16 protein-coding genes are annotated in these 19,996 nt (G+C 67.6%); 9 read left to right on the top strand and 7 right to left on the bottom strand.

All coding sequences use genetic code 11. The features are described 5' to 3' along the window. Positions 1–6: 6 nt before the first annotated feature. Positions 7–1,344, bottom strand: a complete 1,338-nt coding sequence (locus tag O5K39_RS13160) for a diguanylate cyclase (protein WP_271144075.1) — start codon at positions 1,342–1,344, stop codon at positions 7–9. A 188-nt stretch (positions 1,345–1,532) separates the two neighbouring features. On the opposite strand from O5K39_RS13160, the gene O5K39_RS13165 reads away from it, so the two are divergent. After that, a complete protein-coding gene (locus O5K39_RS13165) occupies positions 1,533–2,492 on the top strand; it encodes a YihY/virulence factor BrkB family protein (protein WP_271144076.1) in 960 nt (319 codons plus the stop codon). Here O5K39_RS13165 and O5K39_RS13170 read toward each other — a convergent pair. Beyond that, positions 2,452–2,682: a sulfurtransferase TusA family protein gene (locus O5K39_RS13170; protein ID WP_271144077.1), complete on the bottom strand. Its 231-nt coding sequence runs from the start codon at positions 2,680–2,682 to the stop codon at positions 2,452–2,454. The genes O5K39_RS13165 and O5K39_RS13170 overlap by 41 nt on opposite strands. After that, the gene (locus O5K39_RS13175; protein WP_271144078.1) at positions 2,679–3,167 is read right to left on the bottom strand and encodes a CinA family protein; all 489 of its coding nucleotides are present in this window, start codon (positions 3,165–3,167) and stop codon (positions 2,679–2,681) included. Before O5K39_RS13175 ends, O5K39_RS13170 begins: the two co-directional genes overlap by 4 nt. A 98-nt stretch (positions 3,168–3,265) precedes the next feature. Here O5K39_RS13175 and O5K39_RS13180 point away from each other — a divergent pair, with 98 nt between their 5' ends. Beyond that, positions 3,266–5,569 carry a fused MFS/spermidine synthase gene (locus O5K39_RS13180; RefSeq protein WP_271144079.1) on the top strand — a complete coding sequence of 768 codons (2,304 nt, stop codon included), beginning with the start codon at positions 3,266–3,268 and terminating at the stop codon, positions 5,567–5,569. Between the two features lie 781 nt (positions 5,570–6,350). Here the strand turns inward: O5K39_RS13180 and O5K39_RS13185 are convergent. Next, entirely contained in the window at positions 6,351–7,514 is a 1,164-nt protein-coding gene (locus O5K39_RS13185; protein WP_271144080.1) for a bifunctional 2-C-methyl-D-erythritol 4-phosphate cytidylyltransferase/2-C-methyl-D-erythritol 2,4-cyclodiphosphate synthase, read from the bottom strand. A gap of 110 nt (positions 7,515–7,624) precedes the next feature. Between O5K39_RS13185 and O5K39_RS13190 the strand changes: the two genes are divergently transcribed. From O5K39_RS13190 to hflX, 7 genes are all read left to right on the top strand, one after another. Continuing rightward, a complete protein-coding gene (locus tag O5K39_RS13190; protein ID WP_271144081.1) occupies positions 7,625–8,044 on the top strand; it encodes an MAPEG family protein in 420 nt (139 codons plus the stop codon). 49 nt (positions 8,045–8,093) lie between these two features. Beyond that, positions 8,094–9,149 (top strand): tRNA dihydrouridine synthase DusB, encoded by a 1,056-nt coding sequence (gene dusB, locus O5K39_RS13195; RefSeq protein WP_271144082.1) that lies wholly within the window; start codon positions 8,094–8,096, stop codon positions 9,147–9,149. Then, entirely contained in the window at positions 9,146–11,413 is a 2,268-nt protein-coding gene (locus O5K39_RS13200) for a PAS domain-containing sensor histidine kinase (protein WP_271144083.1), read from the top strand. The genes dusB and O5K39_RS13200 overlap by 4 nt, the downstream gene beginning before the upstream one ends. Before the next feature lie 11 nt (positions 11,414–11,424). Next, complete coding sequence (locus O5K39_RS13205; RefSeq protein WP_271144084.1) at positions 11,425–12,834, top strand: sigma-54 dependent transcriptional regulator; 1,410 nt, start codon at positions 11,425–11,427, stop codon at positions 12,832–12,834. Continuing rightward, positions 12,834–13,694 (top strand): D-amino-acid transaminase, encoded by an 861-nt coding sequence (locus O5K39_RS13210; RefSeq protein ID WP_271144085.1) that lies wholly within the window; start codon positions 12,834–12,836, stop codon positions 13,692–13,694. The genes O5K39_RS13205 and O5K39_RS13210 overlap by 1 nt, the downstream gene beginning before the upstream one ends. 141 nt (positions 13,695–13,835) lie before the next feature. Beyond that, positions 13,836–14,081 (top strand): RNA chaperone Hfq, encoded by a 246-nt coding sequence (hfq, locus tag O5K39_RS13215; protein ID WP_013269198.1) that lies wholly within the window; start codon positions 13,836–13,838, stop codon positions 14,079–14,081. Positions 14,082–14,382: 301 nt separating this feature from the next. Then, positions 14,383–15,705: a GTPase HflX gene (hflX, locus tag O5K39_RS13220; protein ID WP_271144086.1), complete on the top strand. Its 1,323-nt coding sequence runs from the start codon at positions 14,383–14,385 to the stop codon at positions 15,703–15,705. A 3-nt stretch (positions 15,706–15,708) separates the two neighbouring features. Here the strand turns inward: hflX and O5K39_RS13225 are convergent, their stop codons facing one another. From O5K39_RS13225 to O5K39_RS13235, 3 genes are all read right to left on the bottom strand, one after another. Next, positions 15,709–16,374: a hemolysin III family protein gene (locus O5K39_RS13225; protein WP_271144087.1), complete on the bottom strand. Its 666-nt coding sequence runs from the start codon at positions 16,372–16,374 to the stop codon at positions 15,709–15,711. Between the two features lie 109 nt (positions 16,375–16,483). After that, a complete protein-coding gene (locus O5K39_RS13230; RefSeq protein ID WP_271144088.1) occupies positions 16,484–18,079 on the bottom strand; it encodes a pectate lyase in 1,596 nt (531 codons plus the stop codon). Between the two features lies 1 nt (position 18,080). Further along, a complete protein-coding gene (locus O5K39_RS13235) occupies positions 18,081–19,571 on the bottom strand; it encodes a family 43 glycosylhydrolase (protein WP_271144089.1) in 1,491 nt (496 codons plus the stop codon). Positions 19,572–19,996 lie beyond the last annotated feature (425 nt).

The raw sequence follows: 19,996 nt of genomic DNA on the forward strand, positions 1-19,996 counted from the left end.
GGCGGCTCAGCCCGCAGAGCGCGCCGCGACGATGGCCTGGGCGCGACGGGTGGCGAGATCGGCCGAGGCGCGTTCCAGCACCGAGGCGGGGCTTTCGCCGGGGGCCACCTCGGCCGAACCGATGTCGAACTCGACCACAAAGGGCGAGCGTTCAGGGCCGGCGTCGAAGGCGGTGCAGCCGACCACGGCGGCGATCCGCTCTGCCGCCAGGCGTGCGGCGGGACCGGCCGTGGCGGGCAGGGCCAAGGCGAAGACCTCGGGGGCCAGGCGCGCCGCCGTGTCCTCGACCCGGACCAGACGCGACACCATGGCGCCGATCTGGGGCATGGCGCGGTCCAGCCAGCCGCCCACCCTTGCATGGGCCAGCACATCGGTCTCGGCGACGCGCAGAACACAGACCGACAGCGGGCGCCGGCGATTGCGCGCGCCTTCGGCCAGTCGGGCCAGGTGAGCGGCGAAGAGTTCGGGCGTGAACAGGCCCGTCGAGGGGTCCATCAGACCCGAGCCGCGTGCGGCCTCCAGCGCCCTGCGGACGTTCACGTGACGGCGGTGGGCGTCGGCGAGGGCCAGCACCCGCGCGGCGATCTCGGCCTCGGGGGTCTCGGCCGAGGCGACGTCGGCGAAGCCCCGGTTGAACAGCTCGGCCAGGTTGATCTCGCCGGGATGGCGCAGATAGAGGGTCAGCGGGATGTGATACAGCCGGGTGTTCCGCTTCATGCCCGAGGCGATCGACAGCGCCGGCGCATGGTCGGGCGAGCCCCACAGGACGGCCGCATCGAACGCTGTTTCGTGCAGGTAATCGAAGGCCGTATAGGGCGTCGGCGCGGCCACCACCTCGGCTCCACCCGCCGACAGGGCGTTGGACAGGGCCAGGAAGCGCGCATCGACCCCGCCCGCGACCAGGATCTTGAGTGGCCTTGCCTCGTCGTCGGTCAGGTTCAGCGACGCTCCGCGCATGGCGAAGGTCGCCTGACGCAGTCGGAATTCCTCCTCCGCGATGGCGGCGCGGACCAGCTGTTCGAGGCGCAGCGCCGCCTGGGCGGGATGGGGCGGCTCGGACATGGCCAGGTCGACGCCGGGCGCGGCCGTGGCCTGACCGACCGCGATGATGGACAGCCGCCGGTCCCCCGCCGCCTGACGCAGACGCTCGGCCAGGGCCGGATAGTCGGGGTGGGCGGTGTCCAGGATTGCGGCTTCGAGCACGAAATCGTTCAGCGCCGCCTCGGCGGCCGCGCCCGACCTCGCGGTCAGGGTGCGCCAGCCGACGGCGTCCAGCCCCCGGCACAGGGCACCGAGCCGGTCGTCGGTTTCGGCGACAATCAATACGCGCGGATCGGGGCCCAACCAGACGTCTCCAGACGCGACGGCCACCGCTCGCAGCGGCCCCTCGCGGCGCGCGGACCATAGCGACGGCCGCTGTGACGACGCAACGCCCCTGCTGTGTTTGCACGGGAAAACTTCGTTCGGAAGGGCCGGCTTCCCCCGCGCGGGAAATCCGCTACTGTCCCGGTTTGGCTGCGGTGGGGACCGTATTGAGCGGACAGACGAACGAGGACGGCGCGCGGGGTCTGAACCCCGCGTTCTGGGGGAAGCTGGCCGTGCGGGCCTTCGCGCGCAGCTGGGGCCGTGACGTCATGCTCTACACAGGCGGGGTGTCCTTCTTCGCCCTCCTGGCCGTGTTTCCCGCGATCGCCATCCTGATCGGCTTCTACAAGGCAGTGCTGTCGATCAGCCAGGTTTCGGAACAGGCCGTGGCGCTGGCCGACATGCTGCCTCATGCGGCTCGGACCATCTTTCGGGCCGAGGTCGAGCGACTGGCCAGCGTCGGGGCCCGCACTGTGTCGGCCCAATCGGCCTTCGCCCTCGTCATCGGCGCCTATGCCGCGCACCGGGGATTCAAGGCCCTGCTGGCCGGGCTCAACCTGATCCACGATGAGAAGGAGCCGCACGGCTTCTTCAAGTTCAACCTGCTGGCCTTCATCGTCGCCCTGTTCGCCTTCGCCCTGTTCACCGTGGTGTCGGGGGCGGTGGTCACCTCGCGCCTGCTGGAGCACACGGCGGCAGCCCAGGCCAAGGCGGCGGCAAGGGGCTGGAGCTTTCAGTTCGACACCCTGTGGCCCGCGCTGGGCCTGTGTCTGGGGCTGACGCTTCTGTACCGGTACGCCATGTCGCATCGGACGCCGGTGGCCTGGGTCCCGTCGGTCGCCGGGGGTGTGGTGGCGACGGTGATGTCGATGATCTCGTCGTGGCTCTGCGCCATCTATGTCGAACAGATCGCGTCACTGGGGGCGACCTATGGCTCGGTCGGTGCCGTGGTGGTGCTGCTGATCTGGCTGTCGTGGAACATCAACGCGGTCTTTTACGGCGGGGCCTTCGCCACCGAGATGGAGATCGCCGGACGCGCCCGGGGCGCACCCCTGCTGGAGACCCCGTCCGGAAACGGGTCGGTCGTCAGCCTGTCGGAGCGTCGCCAGTCTCGACGACGAGGGTAAGGACGCCGTCGGCTTCGGTCGTCTCCACCACCCGACCCCCGAGCTCAGCCATCAGATAGGGCACGTCGATCCGCGCCATCGGATCGGTCGCCAGCAGGGTCGCGCGTGCGCCGGGTGGCAGGCCTTCGATCGCCTTGCGCAGTCTCAGCGACGGCACCGGACACAGGTGTCCACGGGCATCGACGATCACGCCAGCCGGTTCCGCAGCAGCGTCAGGGCGACCCTGACCGAAGCCAGCCGCACCGCCTCTCGCCCCAGGTCGCCGAAGCGGTGCTCGACGTGATCGACGCCCGAACCGTCCGCGACCCCGAAATGCACCAGTCCCACGGGCTTTTCGTCGGAGCCGCCGCCGGGACCCGCGATGCCTGTGATCGAAACCGACACCCCGGCATCCGAATGGGCGAGTGCCCCCGTCGCCATGGCCCGGGCGACCGGCTCGGACACGGCCCCACAGGCCTCGATCAGTTCAGGCGAGACCCCGATCATCTGGGCCTTTGCCGCATTGGAATAGGTCACGAACCCTCGGTCCAGCGCCGCCGAAGACCCCGCGACGGCGGTCAGGGCTCCGGCGACTAGTCCCCCGGTGCAGCTCTCGGCCGTGGCCACCATGACGCCGCGCCGGGTCGCGGCCTCGACGACCGTCTGGGCGAGGGCTTGAATATCGTCGGGAAACATCCGGGACCGGCCTTGTGACGCCTCGCCACGGCGGCGAGTCACTCTAACGTGGCGGCCCAGCGTGCGGCTGTCGAGCCGTGCGACGCATCGGAGGGCCCATGACCGATTCCACGCTCGACCCGGCCGTCGCGGTCCGGCCCGACCGGGTCACGCCCGTGCTGTTCGCCGTGGCCATCTTCACCTCGGCCGCCCTGGTGTTCGTGGTCCAGCCCATGGTGACCAAGCTGATCCTGCCGATGCTGGGCGGATCGCCGTCCGTGTGGAACACGGCGATGGTCTTCTTCCAGGCGGCGCTGCTGGCCGGATACGCCTATGCCCACGCCCTGCAGCGGGTGAAGGCGATGAAGGTCCAGGTGGCGATCCATCTGGGCCTGCTGCTGGTCGCCGCCCTGTTCCTGCCACTCAAGATCAACGGCCTGCTGGGCGATCCAGACCCGTCGGCACCGATCGGCTGGTTGCTGGCGACGCTGGCCTTGTCGGTCGGGGCCCCGTTCGGTGTGCTGTCGGCGACCGCGCCCCTGCTTCAGGCCTGGTACGCCCGTGTCCGCGTCGGCCATGCGGACGGCCAGAACCCCTATGTCCTCTATGCGGCGTCGAACCTGGGCAGCTTCCTGGCCCTGCTGGCCTATCCGGTCGTCATCGAGCCCCTGATGTCGCTGTCGGGCCAGAGGTTCGGCTGGAGCGGGGGGTACGGCGCCTTCCTGCTGATGGTCGTGGCTCTGGCCGTGATCGTCTGGCGCAGGCGGCTGGACCAGACCGCAGAGCCCGCGCCGCTTGCGGTCAGCGCCCCGATCGCCTGGAAGGACAAGGGCATTCTCGTTCTGCTGGCCGCCGCCCCGTCCAGCCTGATGCTGGGGGTCACCGCCCACCTCTCGACCGACGTGGCCTCGGCGCCGTTTCTGTGGGTCATTCCGCTGGCCCTGTACCTGCTGACCTTCGTGATCGCCTTCCAGGACCGGCCGTGGATCCCGCTGCCCGTGACCCTGGCGCTCAGCGGCGCGGTCGGAGCGATCGTGGTGGTGTTCACCGCCTTTCACTCGGGGTCCTGGCCGGCGATGTTCGGCATCCATCTGGCGGCCTTCTTCCTGCTGGCCCTGATGTGTCACCAGAGGCTTGCTGCCAGGCGGCCCGCGCCGGACCGGCTGACCGAGTTCTATCTGCTGATGTCGCTCGGCGGGGTCGTGGGCGGGGCCTTCACAGCCCTGCTGGCGCCGGTGATCTTCGACTTCGTCTGGGAGTATCCGCTGGTGCTCGTGCTGGTCGGGTTCGCGCGGCCGTGGAAGGGCGGGGAGATCAAGCCGTGGGAGGTCATCGCCTGGGTCGCGGCGCTGGTGATCTCAGCGATCCCGCCTCTGATGTCGGCCATGTTCGCGGTGGACTGGGACCTGGCCTGGGCCTTCAGCCGCAATGTCCCGCTGCGGATGGAGCAGGTGACCATGCTGGTGCTGGGCATCGTCGCCGTGATCGCCTTCATCCTCAGGGACAGGTCCTATGCCTACGTGGCCCTGCTGGCCGCGATGACCCTGTCGGCCCAGTATATCGCGCGGGGCTATGACTGGGCCCTGGTCGACCGCAGCTTCTTCGGCGTCATGCGGGTGGCCGACCGGCAGGATGAACGGCTGGGCGGGTCGGTTCACGTCCTGACCCATGGCACGACCCTGCATGGGGCCCAGGCCCGCGACCCGCGCTTCGCCTGTACGCCCACCCTGTACTATGCCCCCGTCTCGCCGATCGGCCAGACCATGCTGGCGGTCCGCAACAGGGCCCCCGGCGTCCGCATCGGGGTGGTGGGGCAGGGGTCCGGTGCCATGGGCGCCTACAAGCGCGCAGAGGACCGGATGACCTTCTTCGAGATCGATCCGATGGTCGACGAACTCTCCCGCGACCCGAAATGGTTCACCTACATCAACGGTTGCGCCCAGACGGCGGGGCCCGGCGGGGCGATCGATACGGTGCTGGGCGATGCGCGGCTGACCATGGCGGATCAGCCGGCGGGGACCTACGACCTGCTGCTGATCGACGCGTTCTCGTCAGACTCGGTGCCGACCCATCTGCTGACGCGGGAGGCCATCGCCGGATACCTGAAGCTGCTCAAACCCACGGGGGTGGTGATCCTGCACCTGTCCAACCGCAACCTCGACATCACCGGCCCGGCCGAGGCGGCGGCCCGCGCCCTGAACGCGCCGCACCTGCATCAGATCTATTACGAGAACCAGAACGCCCCCGACATGGCCGAGGCCTCGACCGAGGCCATCATCCTGTCTCCGACTGAAGCGGGCCTGGCTGAGTTCCGGGCCGATCCGCGCTGGCAGACCCTGCCCGATCCGGGGGTGCGGCCGTGGACCGACGACTATGTGAACCTGTTCGGTTCGCTGTGGCGGCATATCCGGGGGCAGGGGTAGGCTGCGGCAGGCCGCTTACACGGGCTGAAGAATGCAAGTTGCCGCCCGAAGCCCGACAGCGATTTCCTCACTGCGCCAAGCGTACTTGACGGGATCAGTCTTGACGCATCAACGTCGGCTGAATTCGAGAGGGCAACGGATGCGGCCGCTACTTTTTGCCATCACAGCCCTTGTTATCCCCTCCTGTTCGACGCCGCCCAGCCCTGTTGAGCAGCGATTTCGTGCGGAAACCGTCAGACTGGAACCGGCAGGAGAGCTCTCACTCAGAGCGGGGTACTATGTCGATGTGTCGGGCTTTTCGTTTGCCATCGGTTTCGACAACCACGCCACGGATCTCTCAAATCCGAAATCGGTGACGTGGTCGATCGGATTTCGGAACTATTGTCGCAATCGTGACAGTTGGGTCCAGTCTGTCGTCACCGGTCCCTCGGGTCAGGTTTGGCGGGGCTATCGCGTGTTCGTGCCTGCTGGACCGGAACATCCTCAGCACTGGTCGAGTGGGGGAAATGGTAGCGACAGATACGGCGGCCCCGCCACGCCCGGAATCTTGGACGCCGCAGCGGAGGGAGGTCGGTTTGTCCTGGCGGTTGAAGACGACGAGGGTCAGCGCTGGAATGCAGTGAATATCGACACCCTGACGCCAGAAGTGAGGAACCGACTCTTCGCTAAGCAAGCGGGGTCCGAGCCACGCGAGACACAGATGTTGGTGGTTGCTCCGCCCCAACCTCTGGTCCCGAATTCTCGCCGATCCTGTCCGGTGTGACCTCGGAGTGAATGACGATCATCGGGCCGATACCCGAACCTCCACCGTCGCCACCGCCTGGGCCGCCAGGCCCTCGCCGCGGCCGGTAAAGCCCATGGCCTCGGTGGTGGTCGCCTTCACCGACACGGCGTCCAGGGGCAGGTCCAGAATCTCCGCCAGCCGTTCGCGCATCGCCTGACGATGCGGCTTCACCTTGGGGCGTTCGCAGATCAGGGTGACGTCGACGTGGACGACCCGGCCGCCGCGCGCGGTCACCAGTCCGGCCGCGTGTTTCAGGAAGACGTCCGAGGGCGCGCCCTTCCACTGGGGCTCGGTCGGGGGGAAGTGGTCGCCGATGTCGCCTTCGCCGATCGCGCCCAGGATGGCGTCGGTCAGGGCGTGCAGGCCGGCGTCGGCGTCGGAATGGCCGATCAGGGTCTGGTCGTGGGGGATCTCGACCCCGCACAGCCACACCGACGTGCCCGAGCCCCAACGGTGGGCGTCGAAGCCCATGCCGACCCTCGTCTGGACGGGCCGCGTCTGCATCCGTGTCGCCATCAGGGCCTCGGCCATCTCGAAATCCTCGGGGTAGGTCAGTTTCATCAGTCGCGCCTCGCCATCGACCAGCACGATACGGCCACCGTCCCGCTCGACCACGGCGCAGTCGTCGGTCGGGGTCTGATCATCCGGCCAGTTGGCCCACGCCGCGCGGAGGCGACCCAGCCGGAACGCCTGGGGCGTCTGGGCCCGCCACAGGTCGGCGCGATCCACGGTGCCCGCCACGTCGCCGCCTACACCGCGCTTGAGCGTATCGGCGACAGGCAAGGCGGGCAGGGCACCGTCCGCCCCGTCGAGCGCGGTCAGCAGCCGCCCGATCACCGCCGGGCTCAGTCCCGGACGGGCCGCGTCGTGGATCATGACGACCTGATTGTCGGGCCCGTCCAGCGCCGCCAGGCCGTTCCGCACCGAGTCCGCCCGCGTCGCACCGCCGTCGACCGAACGCCAGCCGGTCAGCCCCGACAGAGCCTCGGCCGCCCGCTCGCCGTCGCCGGGGGCGGTGACCACCACGACCTCGGCACCCGCCTGTAGCAGCGCCTCGACCGACCAGCGAAGTACGGGCTTGCCTGCCAGCGTCCGCCACTGCTTGTCCCCTCCCGCACGGGAGCCGGTTCCGGCGGCGACGACGATGGCGGAGAAGGTCATGCGGCGGTTCTAATCGGAGGGCGGCTTCCTGACGACCCCGGGCCACAGGATTTGACATTCGCGCGGCACCGGGGCCCCATTCACGGCCAAGCTTGAAGGAGGGGAAGTCCATGTCGTCGGGAATCATCGCGCCGGTGGTGGCGCTGGTCTGCTGGTCGCTGGTGATCTGGCTGTGGATGTATGCCACCCGCATCCCGGCCATGCTGAAGGCCAGGATCAGGCTGGACCCGACCATTCCTCCGGCGAACCTCTTGTCCGGTCTGCCCGCCGGGGTGCGTTGGAAGGCCGACAACTACAACCACCTGATGGAACAGCCGACGCTGTTCTATGCGATCGCCCTGGCCCTTGCGATCCTTGGGCAAGGCGACGGCATCAATGCCGCCATCGCCTGGGCCTATGTGGGTCTGCGGGTAGTCCACAGTCTGATCCAGACGACCGTCAATGTGATCATCCTGCGGTTCTCGGTCTTCGTGCTGAGCAGCCTGTGTCTGTTCGCCCTGGCGCTGCATGCGGCGATCGCTGTGTTCTGATCCGCGCCTTACGTGGACCGCCGGGGGCAAAGCCTCTATCTGGCCGCCTATGGCCCACACCCTCACCATCGGAGACGTGTCGATCCCCGGGCGGGTGCTGATGGCGCCGATGACCGGGGTCACCGACCTGCCGTTCCGGCAACTGGCTTCGCGATTGGGTGCTGCCTATGTGGCGACCGAGATGGTGGCGGCGGCTGAGCTGGCCCGCGCCCGGCCCGATGTGGTGCGGCGCGCGGCCGTGGGCGAGGGCCTGCCCCTGACGGTGATCCAGCTGGTCGGTCGCGATCCCGAGGCGATGGCGCAAGGCTGTCGCATGGCCGAGGCGGCGGGGGCCGACATCATCGACCTGAATTTCGGCTGTCCGGCCAAGGAGGTCACCGGCTCGGCCTCGGGCTCGGCCCTGATGCGGACGCCCGAGCTGGCCGCGCGGCTGATGGCGGCGGCGGTCGGGGCGACGACGCGGCCGGTGACGGTCAAGATGCGACTGGGCTGGGACGACGCCCATCGCAACGCGGTCGATATCGCCAGACGGGCCGAGGATCTGGGCGTCGCGGCGGTGACGGTCCACGGCCGGACGCGCCAGCAGTTCTACACCGGCGTCGCCGACTGGGTGGCGGTGGGCGAGGTCAAGGCGGCCCTGTCGATCCCGGTCATCGTCAACGGCGACATCATCACCGCCGAAGAGGCGCGCGAGGCCCTGGACCAGTCAGGGGCCGACGCCGTGATGCTGGGGCGGGGCGTCTATGGCCGGCCGTGGCTGGCGGCGCACCTGGACCGGGCCCTAGCCGACGGGACGCAGTTGGCGGAACCCGATGCCGACGAACGGCTGGCGATCGTGCTGGAGCATATGCAGGCCTCGATCGACTTCTACGGCCAGCCTGTTGGCTTGAAGACATTCAAGAAACATCTGGGCTGGTATATCGAACAGGCACCGTGGCCCGTGGACCCGACGGAGCGCCGGGCCGCCAAGGCTCGCCTGTGCCGTCTGGACAATTCGGCCGAGGTCGCCCGGGGTCTGACGGCGTTATGGCGCACGGACCTGCCGCATTTGCGCAACTCAAATGTTGATTTTTCGCCACAGTTGGCCGACAACCATGCGGCATGACGGACACACCCGCCACGACCAGTGAACACGATCGCGAACCTGCCGACCGAACGTCCGCCTGGACCCGGTTTTCGGAAGGACGCGCCCGCGCCCTGTTCGGAGCCGTCTATGGTCTGGCCGTCATCATCGCCGCCGCCGCGATCTGGCTGGTCGCCGTCGCGCCCGGCGCGGAGATCGACGGTGGGGTCAGGGCGCTGGCGGGGCAGGCGGTGCTCTATATCCTGCTGGCCAATCTGGTCCTGATCGGCGGCATGGCCGTGATCATCGGGGCCCGGGTGATGCGGCTGTCGGCTGAACGCCGGTCCGATCCAGGCGCGCGGCTGCATCTTCGGTTCGTGGCCCTTTTCTCTCTGGTGGCGGTGGTGCCCGCCATCCTGATCGCCCTGGTGTTCGGGGTGCTGGTCAACCGGGGCGTCGACCAGTGGTTCAGTGAAAACGTCCGATCCGCCGTCAACAACGGGGCCCAGATCGGCAAGGCCTATGTCGCCGACGTCGGCTCGGGCATGCAGCGCGACCTGGGCAGTATGGCCAACGAACTCGGCGGCGTTCGGGAAGTCTTCGACAACCGGATCGAGTTCTCCAGCGCCCTGGGTCAGATGGCCGATTTCTTCGGTTATCCGGCCGTCTATGTCCTGAACGCCGACGGCGAGGTGATGGCGCAAGGCGTGGCTCCCGACGCCCCGCCCTATGTCGCCCCGTCCCGTGACGCACTGGAGCGCGCCGCTGCGGGCGAGGAAATCCCGGTCGCGGTCACCGAGAACCCCGACGTCATCCGCGCCATCTATCCATTGCCCGAGTATGGCGACGCCTACCTCTATATCGTGCGACCACTGGCTCCCGGGCTGGTCGAGCGGATGCGGACGTCGGACGTGTCCATCCAGAGCTACCGCCAGGCCGAAGAGAGCCGGGCGCGCATCCAGGCGGCCTTTGCGCTCAGTTATCTTGAGACGGCGCTGCTGGTGCTGGTCGGGGCGGTGTGGCTGGGCATGTCGGCGGCCAGCGCGATCTCGGCCCCCATCGGCCGGCTGGTCAAGGCGGCGGATCAGGTCGCAGCCGGGGACTTCACCGTGCGGGTCGACTCGGACGGCGCACCGGGCGAGATCGCCGACCTGTCCGAGGCCTTCAACCGCATGACCGGCGACTTGCAGCACCAGCAGGCGGCGCTCAAGACCGCCAGCGAGGACGCCCAGGCGCGCAGTCTGTTCATCGAGACCGTGCTGTCGGGCGTCTCGGCCGGGGTCATCGGCCTGGACAAGCGCGGCCGGATTTCCGCGATCAACGATAGCGCCCTGCAACTGCTCTCGGTCGCCGAGGCCGACGTCCACGGCAAGCTGCTGCGTGATGTGGCACCGGAACTGTCCGATCTGGTCGGCCGGGCCGAGGCCCATATCGAGGAAGACCTCGACGTGGCGCGCGAGGGCGAGACCCGGCGGCTGCGTGTCCGCATCGAGGGCGGGCAGGGCGGCGAGATGGTCCTGACCTTCGACGACATCACCCGGCTGGTCGTGGCCCAGAGAAACGCCGCCTGGCGCGACGTCGCCCGCCGCATCGCCCATGAGATCAAGAATCCCCTGACTCCGATCCAGCTGTCCGCCGAGCGGCTGAAGCGCAAATTCAGGCCTGGTATCACCGAGGACGTCGAGATCTTCGACCGCTGCACCGACACCATCATCCGCCAGGTCGGCGACATCGGCCGGATGGTGGACGAGTTCTCGTCTTTCGCCCGGATGCCGACTCCGCGCTTCACCTCGGTCAACATGGCGGAACTGCTGCACGAAGCCGTCTTCGCCCAGCGCGTGGCGGCCCCCGATCTGGAGGTGGAGCTTGTCGAGCCCCTGCCGGCCGCCAAGGGGCGTGCCGACGGCCGGATGATCGGCCAGGCCCTGGCCAACATCCTCAAGAACGCCGGCGAGGCCGTGGCGGCGCGGCGTCTGGCGACCCCGGCCGAGGCGGGTGCCGTCGCCATCCGCGCGCGGCTGACCGTCGAGAACGCGGTCGCGACCTTCATCATCGAGGATGACGGCAAGGGCCTGCCGACGCGCGACCGCGACCGCCTGACCGAGCCCTATGTCACGACCCGCGAAAAGGGCACCGGCCTCGGCCTAGCCATCGTCAAACGCATCTGCGAGGACCATGGCGGCGAGCTGAAACTGTCAGATGCCGACACGCTGAACGGCGCGAAAATCTGTCTGATCTTCCCCCTCAACCCCAATGCAAGGACCACGGCGGGCGCTCTCCCGGCCGGCGTGGTCGCGGCTGAATAGAGCGAGGCGATATGCGATCCACTGGCGCCGACATCCTGGTCGTTGACGACGAGGCCGACATCCGCGAGCTGGTCTCGGGCCTGCTGGAAGACGAGGGCCACGCGGTCCGTGTCGCCTCCAACGCCGAAGAGGCCCTCGCGGGTATCCGGGCGCGCAAACCGACCCTGCTGGTGCTCGACATCTGGATGCAGGGCGGGGGGATGGACGGGCTGGAGTTGCTCGACATGGTCAAGTCCCTGGACGCCGATCTGCCCGTCGTCATGATCTCGGGCCATGGCAATATCGAAACGGCGGTCAGCGCCCTGAAGCGCGGCGCCTATGACTTCATCGAAAAGCCGTTCAAGTCCGACCGTCTCGTGGTCGTCATCCAGCGCGCGCTGGAAGCCGCCAGCCTCAAGCGCGAGAACCGCCGTCTAAGGGCTCAGGCCTCGGTGCCGACCGGCCTGATCGGCCGATCCGCCGCCGCCCAGATCCTGCGCACAACGATCTCCAAGGTCGCGCCGGCCAACAGTCGCGTCCTGATCTCGGGCCCGCCCGGATCGGGCAAGGAACTGGTCGCGCGCCAGATCCACGAGGCCAGCCCCCGTTCGCGGGGCGAGTTCGTCGCCATCTCGGCCGCCGGGATGACACCGGAACGCCTCGACCTCGAACTGTTCGGCGAGGAGGGCCACGACGGCCGCCCGCGCAAGATCGGCGTGTTCGAGCGCGCCCACAACGGCACCCTTTATCTGGACGACGTCGGCGACATGCCGCGCGAAAGCCAGAGCCGTATCCTGCGCGTCTTGGTCGAACAGCGGTTCCGTCGGGTCGGCGGAGAACAGGACGTCCAGGTCGATGTCCGCGTCGTGACCTCGACCTCGCGCGACCTCAAGATCGAGATCACCGAGGGACGGTTCCGCGAGGACCTTTTCCACCGGCTGAACGTCGTGCCGATCCGGGTCCCGGCCCTGTCCGAACGCCGCGAGGACATCCAGGAACTGGTCGAATATTTCATCGACACCCTCAGCGCCTCGCAGGGGCTGCCGCGCCGGACCCTGGGCGACGACGCCATCGCGGTGCTTCAGGTCAATCCCTGGCCCGGCAACGTGCGTCAGTTGAGGAACAATGTCGAACGGCTGCTGATCCTGGCCACAGGCGACATCAACGACCCGATCTCGGCCGAAATGCTGCCTCAGGAAGTCGCCTCGGGGTCGTCGGGCGGCGGCGCGGGCGCCGAACGCACCATCGCCCTGCCTCTGCGCGAGGCCCGTGAGGTGTTCGAGCGCGAATATCTGGCGGCCCAGATCATGCGTTTCGGCGGAAATATCTCGCGCACGGCCGCATTCATCGGCATGGAGCGTTCCGCGCTGCACAGAAAGCTGAAGTCGCTGGGCGTGTCGCCCTCGCGCGGCGGCGACGATGAAGAAGGAAGTATCGACTGATGTCGCGGGTCGCCTACGTCAACGGAAACTACCTGCCCCACAGCCAGGCCACGGTCCATATCGAGGATCGGGGCTATCAGTTCGCCGACGCCGTCTATGAGGTCTGGTCGGTGTTCGACGGCCGTCTGGGCGACCTCGACGGCCACATGACCCGCCTGCATCGCAGCCTGACCGAGCTGAAGATCCCGATCCCTATGACGAAACAGGCGCTCAAGCGCGTGCTGGACGAGACCATCCGGCGCAACCGGGTGACCAACGGCATCCTGTATCTCCAGGTCAGCCGGGGCACGGCGCCTCGCGACCATGCCTTTCCCATCGACACCCCGCCCAGCGTCGTCGTCACCGCCAAACGCATCGACCTGCGCAAGGGCGAGGCCTTGGCCGCCAAGGGCGCCGCCGGCGTGACCCGTCCCGACATCCGTTGGGGCCGTTGCGACATCAAGACGGTGGGCCTGCTGCCCAACGTCCTGGCCAAACAGGCGGCGCGCGAGGCCGGTGCCTATGAGTGTCTGATGTACGACGAAATGGGCCTGATCACGGAAGGCTCCTCGACCAACGCCTGGATCGTGGACGAGAACGGCAAGCTGCGGACGCGCGATACCCAGGCCAACATCCTGCGCGGCGTCACCCGGACCCAGCTTCTGGCCATGATCGCCGAGGAAGGCGTCGAACTGGACGAACGGCCCTTTTCGGTCGAGGAGGCCAAGCGGGCACGGGAGGTTTTCGTCACCGCGTCCTCGACCTTCGTCATGCCGCTGGTGTCGCTGGACGGCACCAAGATCGGCGACGGCAAGCCCGGTCCGATCGCGACCCGCCTGCGAGAACGCTACGTCGCCGACGCCCGCCGCGACGCAGTCTGAAGGCCGACAAGTCCCTGAATAAGCTGCCGGGACGGTTGCGGCGGTCGCGAACCCTCGTCTAGGGTAGGCGCGCCGGGCAATCGATCCGGACCCGCGCTCTCCCCGACGCGGCGTAACAAGCAAGAACAGGACAAACCTGCCATGTCGCAAGACAAGCGTCAGAACCTTCAGGACACCTTCCTCAACTCGGTCCGCAAGACCAAGACCCCGCTGACCATCTTCCTGGTCAACGGCGTCAAGCTCCAGGGCATCGTGACCTGGTTCGACAATTTCTGCGTGCTGCTGCGTCGCGACGGCCAGTCGCAGCTGGTCTACAAACACGCCATCTCGACCATCATGCCCTCGGCTCCGGTCCAGCTCTACGAGCCCGAAGCCGACGAGGACTGAGCGCCCGTCACGGTCCTCCAGCCGTAGGAAAGCGCTTGTCATCCCGGCCGCAGCGAAACGTAGAGCCGGGACGCTGACGCACACATTAAGGCCTCCCGGAAATCGCGCCAGCGATTGTCCGGGAGACAACTTGCCCGCTCTCGGCATTTTCCCGGATAGCCGCTTCGCGTCTTCCGGGCGGAAATGAGGGAACGCCTTTCCGTCCCGGCTCTTCGCTTCGCTCCGGCCGGGATGACAAGCTTGAACGCGTGGCGAAACGGCCCATCTATTGACTGCCTCCGTCTCCAACCCACGAGCCTTCTTGACCTCAAAACTGATCGACCATTCCGTCCCCCTCATCCGGGCCATCGTCATCCATCCCGACGGACGCGGCGACAGCACGCGGCTGGCCGAGGAGCGCCTGCAAGAGGCCGTGGGCCTGGCCCGAGCGCTTGACCTCGACGTCCGCGCCGAAGAGATCGTGCGTATCCGCAAGATCACCCCCGCCACCCTGTTCGGCTCGGGCAAGGTCGAGGAACTGGCCGCCCTCGTGCGCGCGGCCGAGGCGGAGGCCGTCGTCGTCGATGACGACCTGACGCCTGTTCAGCAGCGCAATCTTGAGAAGGAATGGGAGTGCAAGGTCATCGACCGCACCGGGCTCATCCTCGAAATCTTCGGTCGTCGCGCCCGCACCAAGGAAGGTCGGCTGCAGGTCGAACTGGCCCGGCTGGACTATGAGAAATCCCGCCTCGTCCGCACATGGACCCACCTGGAGCGGCAACGCGGCGGCACCGGGTCGACCGGCGGTCCCGGCGAGACCCAGATCGAACTCGACCGCCGCCTGATCGCCGACCGCATCGTCAAGCTGAAGGGCGAACTCGAAGAGGTCCGCCGCACGCGCGGCCTGCACCGGAAACAGCGCCAGAAGGTGCCGTTCCCGACGATCGCCCTGGTCGGTTACACCAACGCGGGCAAGTCGACCCTGTTCAACCGGCTTACGGGGTCGGAGGTCCTGGCCAAGGACCTGCTGTTCGCCACCCTCGACACGACCCAGCGCACCATCCGCTTGCCGCAAGGCAGGCCGGCGATCGTCGCCGATACCGTGGGCTTCATCTCCGACCTGCCGCACGAACTGGTCGAGAGCTTCCGCGCCACCCTGGAAGAGGTGGGCGAGGCGGACCTGATCCTGCACGTGCGCGACATCGCCAGCCCCGATTCCGACGCCCAGTCGAAGGATGTTGAGGCGGTGCTGAAACAGATCGAGATTCCCGAGGGCAAGACCCGCCGAATCCTTGAGGTCTGGAACAAGACCGACCTGCTCGACGCCGATCTGCGTGAGGCGGTGCTGGGTCAGGCCGAACGGCTGTCCGTCGAGGGCAAGGCCGCCGCCGTCTCGGCCTGGACCGGGGAGGGGGTCGAGGCCTTGCGCCAGATCATCACCGGCCTGATCGACGACGACCCCGAGACCGAACTGACGCTCGATCCGTCCCAAGGCGAGGCCCTGGCCTGGCTGTACGAGCACGGCCGGGTCACAGGGCGGGATACGGATGAGGAGGGCCGCACCCACCTGACGGTCCGCCTCGCGCCACAGGCCCTGGGTCGGTTCGAGCGCCAGTTCCAGAGAGTCTGCTTCAGCGCGTCTTGAGGCTCAGGCCTTGGCGGCCAGGACCACCCCGACCAGCACCGCGACCCAGTGGACGCTGGCGGCGGCGACGACGTGCCCGTGCCAGATGGCCCGGAAATATTTGAGCCGCTTCTGGACGTAGAACAGGACGCCGGTCGTATAGACCAGCCCGCCGATGCCGAGCAGCAGCAGGGCGACCCAGGATCCGTGCGCCAGCATCGGCTGGAAGGCGATCAGCACCAGCCAGCTCAGCGCGATATAGATTGCGACCCAGAAGCCCTTGCCGAGGCCGGGCAGGAACAGCTTGCCCAGCGCCCCCAGCGTCGCCAGCCCCCACACCGCCCCGGTCATCGCCCAGGCCCAGGCCCCGGTCAGGGTGTGGGTCGTGAACGGAGTGTAGGAGGCCGCAATCATCAGAAAGATGCCCGCGTGGTCCAGCCGGCGCATGATCGGCTGGAACCGGGGGGCGGCGAAATTATAAGCGGTCGAGAAACCCAGCATGGCCAGCAGACCGGCCGCATAGACGCTGGTCGCCGCGATCAGGCCGACATCCCCGCGTGACACCGACAGGCCCAGCAGAACCCCGCCCCCGAACAGGGCGAGCGTCAGGCCTGTCAAATGCACGATCAAGTCCGCCAGCCGGGCCCCCGACGTCGGATAATGGGCCGAGATCCGGAAAATGTCTCTCATGTCCGCCATGTCGAGCCGGTCGTTTGAAAGGTGTGCCTAAACCTAAGACCGGATGGCCGTTGATCAAGGCGTCACGATGTCACCCGACGCCGTTTCGGCCGGGGTCGTCCTACCGGTGCGCCTCAAGATAGCCGATCAACCGGCTCATGTTGTTGATGTAAAGCCCTGTCGAGATCCCGACCGGTCCGGTCGCTTCGGTGAAGGGCGAAGTGTCCCATTCGTCGCCGACCTGACCACGATCAACGAAGCCGGGCGGTGGCGTAGGCGGGCCGTCGCCCCGGTAGGGGTGGCTGGTGGTGCGGAGTTCCAGCGGCCAGTAGCCCTCGGTGTTCAACTCACCGATCAGCACGGCCGCATCATTGGCCGCCTGGGTCCGGGCCGCCGTGATGTTCAGGTCCGACCCGCCGACCGCCCGCGTGACCACATAGCGGGGGAGCAGGGAGGGGCCGCGCCCCATAAGCACCGACCCGGCCGTCGCCGCCTCGGTGGACAGGGCCGCGGTCCGCTCGAACCGCGCGCGCAGGGCCGCCACGTCGACCCGTTTCTCGGCGCGGGTGTCGCGGGTGTCGAAATCCGACCAGTATTCGCCGTTCTGGGCATTCGAGCCCCGCCGGTGCGTCCCGATCAACCGGCCGGTGCCGGGCTCGTAGTTGCGGTGGAAGTTCAGCCCGTTGGCGGCCCGCTGATCCGCAGGAATTTCGACACTGGCCAGCCAGTCGATGGCCTCGGAGATGCGCGCCAGATATTTCCGTTCGCCGGTCTGGCCATAGTAGTCGAGCAACTGGCCGATCGCCGCCGCCGTGCCGTGGGGCGTGATCGCCGCCGGTTCATAGGTCCGTGCGCCCGAGGGCTTAAGGTCGGGGGTATACTGCATGGCCCAGCCGGGCGTCGGTGCCGGCTGTTGCAGGGTGATGATCAGCTCCATCGCCTTGACCACGGGGGCCCGCACCCGCTCGTCCTTCAACTGCTGGAGCACCAGCAGCAGGAAGGCGATGTTCTCCTCCGCGACCTCGTCGTTCAGGGTGATGAAGCCGGTGTAGTCGGGGCGGCCGTGGTTTGAAAACGCGCCCATGCGCGGGTAACGCTGGGGCCAGCCGCCGTTCGGATACTGGCTCTCGAGGAGGAAATCGACGGCCTTGTCGGTCGCGGCCCGGTATTTCGGATCGCCCTTTTCGAGGTGCAGGCGAAGCAGGAACCGCCCGCATTCGACCGTCGCATGATCGTCGAAGGTCGCATTGCCGTAGTAGTGCTGGAATTCCTCCAGCCGCCATCCGTTCTTTCCGATCGTCTCGTACCAGCGTTTCAGCGAGGCCTCGCCAGCCGTGTCGATGATGTAGTTCCAGCCGCCGGACGGATGCTGGCCCGCGATCAGGGCGGCCGCCGTGCTCTCGGCCGCCGCATAATACATCTCGTCGCCCGTGGCGTGCCAGGCGTCGAGGAAGGTCTGGCCCATTTCGGGCGTGCCCGGTGCCTGGGTCCAGATCATGGATGGATAGGCCTCCATCTCACCCCACCGCCGCGAGAAATCGGCCAGGTAGGACCAGACATAGCCGCCCCCCACCGCCACCTTGTCGGTCATGAAACGGGTCGCCCGCGCCATGGCGGCCCTGACCGTCTCCGGCGTCGCGTCGGCAGCGAACGCAGATGTGGTGGGCAGCAGGGGCAGGGCGGCGGCGGACAGCAGCCAAGTGCGACGGTTCAGCATCTCAGAGCGCCCTGAAGGTGAAGTTCCGGAACCGCGCCTCGCCGTTTCCGGCCGAGTAGATCCCGGGCCTCAGCATCATGAAGCCGTTCCTGACGTTCTGGTTATAGCCCGACACCTCCATATGCCGGTCGAACCGCCGCCAGGTCACCCCGTCCGCGCTCGAGTCGAAGAACAGGACGTTGTAGGCGTTGGTCATCCGCAGGTGCATCTTCGTACCGAACGGATTGGCCGGACGGCCGCGCTCGATGCCGTACTGGTGGGTCACGAACCGGCCCTTGTCGAACCCGACCCCGGCATAGAGTTCGCGATCGTAGAACATGATCAGCCCGGCCGTGACGCCCGGATCGACCTCAATCTCACACGTGATCTCATAGGCCTGGTCGCCCTGGACAAAGGTCAGAGGCGAGCAACTGCTGGGTGCCGTGCCCTTGGCGCGCATGTGCAGGGTGCCGTTCTCGCGTCGCAGCCGGGATTTCTCGTCACCTTCCGGCGCGTAGAAGCTCCATTGCAGGCCGAACTTGTCGGTCGAGAAATCGTCGGACAGCGCCATGCCGTGCGGCACGGCTTCGCCGCCCGCGGGCTTTGCCAGGGGCGTGGCCAGGTCGCCGCCCTTGGCCCGGAACCAGCCGTCCGCAGTCCATTCGATGGGATCCAGCAGGGCTTGGCGCCCCAGGGTCCAGTAGGCGTTCTCATAGCCGTGATAGACCATCCACCAGTCACCTGCCGGGCCCTCGACCAGGGTCGCATGACCCCGCGACCACCACTTCTCGGCTCCCGAGGCGGTGCGCACGATCGGATTGGCGGGATCGTCTTCCCATGGCCCATGGATCGACTTGGACCGCGCCACGATGACCATGTGACCGGTCGGCGGGCCCGAGGTGCCGCCCACGGCGGTGATCATGTAGAAATATTCGCCGTGCCGCATGACCTTGGGGCCCTCGGGTGAGAAGCTCTCCACGATCCAGTTTTCCGGATAGTGCCAGGGGTCATAGACGTGCTTGATCTCGCCGACCGTGGCCATGCCGTCGTCGGTCAGTTCGACCATGTCGCCGCCCGACAGGAACAGGTAGCGCTTGCCGTCCTCGCCGACGATGTGGCCCGGATCGATGTGGGCGGGCAGTTTCAGATCGACCGGCTCCGACCACGGCCCCTCGATCCGGTCGGCCCAGATCACATAGCTGGACCGGTAGTCGGGGAAGCGGGCGGGGATGTAGACGAAATAGCGGCCGTCATGCTTGCACAGCTCCGGCGCCCAGACCGAACCAATGTTCTTGGTCAGGGCCGCCACCACCGGCTGCCAGTTCACCAGGTCCTTCGAGTGCCAGATGTGGATGCCCGGCACCGACTCGAACGACGAGAAGGTCATGTAGTAGTCGTCGCCGTCCTTCAGGATCGACGGGTCCGGGTGATCGCCGGCCAGGATGGGGTTGAGGAAGGTTCCGTTCCCCAGATCGGCCTTCCTCTGGTTCTCGATCCCGCGCGCCCATTTCATGTGCGACCACTCGCGTCCCAGCGGCGCAGCCTCCTCATTTGTCTGCGCAAAGGCACGCCCCGACGACACGGCCGACATGGCCACACCGCCCAGAAAAAGAGAGAGCGACGAACGTCTGGTAAGCGGTGTCATTTTGGTGCGAAACTGTTGTGACGCTGGGGTACTGGGCATGGGGATCACTGGATTTCCTCTGACCGCTCTGCGGCGGTCTCAAGACGCGGGCGAGCCCGGGCGGATGAGGCGAGTAAACATGACTGAGGTTGGGAAAGCTAGATGCGTCTGAGTTTTGTGGCGATCATCGCGGGTCTGTCGACCGTGCTGGCCGGGGCGCGCAAGCCGCCGAGAGCGGGATTCTGGCCGGTTGGCGCGCGCCTCAGATCGACTTTTCGCATGCGGGATACCGGGGCGGCGGCGTGGCGCCGCCG

The organism is Brevundimonas sp. NIBR10, assembly GCF_027912515.1.
In the GTDB taxonomy this organism is placed as follows: domain Bacteria; phylum Pseudomonadota; class Alphaproteobacteria; order Caulobacterales; family Caulobacteraceae; genus Brevundimonas.

Bases quoted from the DNA above. Each gene is read 5' to 3' on its own strand.
- O5K39_RS13205 (WP_271144084.1), top strand. From the start codon at position 11,425: ATGCGATCCACTGGCGCCGACATCCTGGTCGTTGACGACGAGGCCGAC.
- O5K39_RS13190 (WP_271144081.1), top strand. From the start codon at position 7,625: ATGTCGTCGGGAATCATCGCGCCGGTGGTGGCGCTGGTCTGCTGGTCG.
- O5K39_RS13200 (WP_271144083.1), top strand. From the start codon at position 9,146: ATGACGGACACACCCGCCACGACCAGTGAACACGATCGCGAACCTGCC.
- O5K39_RS13230 (WP_271144088.1), bottom strand. From the start codon at position 18,079: ATGCTGAACCGTCGCACTTGGCTGCTGTCCGCCGCCGCCCTGCCCCTG.
- O5K39_RS13210 (WP_271144085.1), top strand. From the start codon at position 12,834: ATGTCGCGGGTCGCCTACGTCAACGGAAACTACCTGCCCCACAGCCAG.
- O5K39_RS13175 (WP_271144078.1), bottom strand. From the start codon at position 3,167: ATGTTTCCCGACGATATTCAAGCCCTCGCCCAGACGGTCGTCGAGGCC.
- O5K39_RS13185 (WP_271144080.1), bottom strand. From the start codon at position 7,514: ATGACCTTCTCCGCCATCGTCGTCGCCGCCGGAACCGGCTCCCGTGCG.
- dusB (WP_271144082.1), top strand. From the start codon at position 8,094: ATGGCCCACACCCTCACCATCGGAGACGTGTCGATCCCCGGGCGGGTG.
- hfq (WP_013269198.1), top strand. From the start codon at position 13,836: ATGTCGCAAGACAAGCGTCAGAACCTTCAGGACACCTTCCTCAACTCG.
- O5K39_RS13225 (WP_271144087.1), bottom strand. From the start codon at position 16,374: ATGAGAGACATTTTCCGGATCTCGGCCCATTATCCGACGTCGGGGGCC.
- O5K39_RS13235 (WP_271144089.1), bottom strand. From the start codon at position 19,571: ATGAAATGGGCGCGCGGGATCGAGAACCAGAGGAAGGCCGATCTGGGG.
- O5K39_RS13180 (WP_271144079.1), top strand. From the start codon at position 3,266: ATGACCGATTCCACGCTCGACCCGGCCGTCGCGGTCCGGCCCGACCGG.